3 protein-coding genes are annotated in these 2,192 nt (G+C 60.5%); all 3 read left to right on the top strand.

The window, feature by feature from the left end:
• Window positions 1-344: 344 nt before the first annotated feature.
• Window positions 345-746 (top strand): TrbC/VirB2 family protein, encoded by a 402-nt coding sequence (locus ACXJKH_RS19060; protein WP_457321724.1) that lies wholly within the window; start codon window positions 345-347, stop codon window positions 744-746.
• On the top strand, window positions 739-1,047 hold the full coding sequence (locus ACXJKH_RS19065; protein ID WP_457321726.1) for a type IV secretion system protein VirB3: 309 nt from the start codon (window positions 739-741) through the stop codon (window positions 1,045-1,047). The genes ACXJKH_RS19060 and ACXJKH_RS19065 overlap by 8 nt, the downstream gene beginning before the upstream one ends.
• A gap of 92 nt (window positions 1,048-1,139) precedes the next feature.
• The coding region (locus tag ACXJKH_RS19070) for a VirB4 family type IV secretion/conjugal transfer ATPase (protein ID WP_457321728.1) at window positions 1,140-2,192 on the top strand (1,053 nt) is incomplete at its 3' end.

Genomic DNA, 2,192 nt, shown 5'->3' on the forward strand with positions numbered 1-2,192 from the left:
GCGCGGTGGCCTGACCAGGACGGCGGATGCGGCACTGTCGCGGGTCGTCATGGGGGCCCTCGATCACGCCTTGCCAGCGCAGGCTGCCATGCCGTCACCCATTGCGGCCCCCGAGCTTCCAAGCCAGGAGGCGCCGCCGTCCGGAGGGCCGGTTGTGGTGCGCCCGTGGRGCGAAAGAAATACACCCCAGGCAGTTCCCGCGCCGGCCGTTACGGCTCCGCGGCCGCCTGTACAGAACATCCCTGCTGGGGATGCAGCCTTCGTGTTCTGACGAAGTCGTCGCACGGCCAGCCACCCGGCGCGGCCGATTCAGTTGTGTTTGACCATCAACAAGGAAATCACCAATGAAGCGTACCAATCTCGATCTGACCCAGACCCAGCGCACGCTGAAGACCATGCTGATGGCTGTCGCCTTCGTTGCCATGGCGGTCGTGCCGGACGTGTTTGCCCAGGGCACCAACTTCGGCGGCACGGATGAAAAAGTCTGCGGCTTCTTCACCAACATCAACGGTCTGCTCAACATCGCCTCGATCGCGGTGGTCACCATTGCGGTTATTTTTGCCGGCTATCAGATCGCCTTCGCGCACAAGCGCATCGGTGACGTCGCCCCGATCCTGATCGGCGGCCTCCTGATCGGTGCCGCTGGCCAGATCGCCAAGATGCTGCTCGGCGATTCCTCGAGCTCCAACTGCGGTGGCAGCRCTGCTGCCGCTCTGTACAACGCAGTCCAGTACTACAGTGCATAAGAACGTGCTGTTCCGGGGCTGCACACGCCCGGCCATGTTTCTGGGCGTGCCCTACGTCCCGTTCTTCCTGGTTGCAGGTGGCCTGTTGCTGCTCAGCATGTACTTCGACATGCGGCTGCTGGTCACCATTCCGATCGCCATTTTCGTCATGCGGCATATGGCCAAGCGCGACGAAATGATCTTCCGGCTGATCGGTCTGCGTCTGCAGTTCAAGTTCAAGGCGCGGAACCTACAGGACCATGACGGGATGTGGGTGTTCACGCCCAATCACTACCGCGACAAACAGCCGCCGTCGGTCTGAGGCGTCAGGCAGCACGCTGGGCAGGCGATCCATCTCGCCTGCCCAGTCCAGGCAAGAGCTCCACCTCCGCAGCATCTTCATTGGAAGCAGGCATGTTCAGTCCCGATACGTCGATCAGCGAATTCATTCCCCTGTCGTCCCATGTGGCGCCGACGGTCGTCAAGACCACGGGTGGCGATTTCCTGTTGACCTGGCACTTGGAAGGGCTTCCTTTCGTTGGGCGCGAGGATTGGGAGCTGGAGCACAAACACAACACGTTCAACCGGCTCTTGCAGACGCTACGCGCGCCAGACTTCGTCAACGTGGCTTTCTGGGTGCACGATATTCGCCGCAGGCGCCAGCTCAAGGCGCGCAGCCAGTTTGGTCAGCGTTTCAATCAGGATGTGTCCGACCAGTACATGGGCATGCTGTCTTCGCAGCGCATCATGCAGAACGAGCTGTACCTGACCATGCTCTACCGCCCTGTGGTGGCGGGCAAGCGGATGATGGACAAATCGTCCAACGTGACCAAGCTGCAGGCAGAACAGGACCAGGCCATTGCGACCCTGCTGGAAATGGCGGGCAACGTCGAGGCGGTCATTCGCGACTACGCCCCGTATCGCATGGGCATGTACGAGGCCAAGAACGGTCAAGTTTTCTCCGAAACGCTGGAGTTCTTCGGGTATCTCCTCAACCGGATCGATGAGCCGGTGCCGGTGTTGAGTGCCCCGGTGAAGGACTATCTGCCGGTCAGCCGGCACATGTTCTCCGCCAAAACCGGCGATTTCGTCGTCAGTACGCCCAACGGTGTGAACCACTTCGGCGCCATCCTCAACATCAAGGAGTACGCCGAGGGAACCTATCCTGGCGTGCTCAATGGGTTGAAGTATCTCGATTTCGAGTACGTCATCACCCATTCGTTCAGTCCGATGGGGCGACAGGATGCCCTCAAGGTGCTCGACCGTACCAAGGGCATGATGATCTCTTCAGGCGACAAGGCCGTCAGCCAGATCATCGAGCTCGACCAGGCCATGGACCAGTTGTCGTCGGGTAATTTCGTCCTGGGTGAGTATCACTTTCTGATGGCGGTCTATGCGGACAACCAGGAAAAACTCTCGGGCAACATCGCCGCCACCCGCGCCGAGCTGTCCAACGCGGGTTTCGTG

This window comes from Stenotrophomonas sp. P5_B8 (assembly GCF_054049855.1).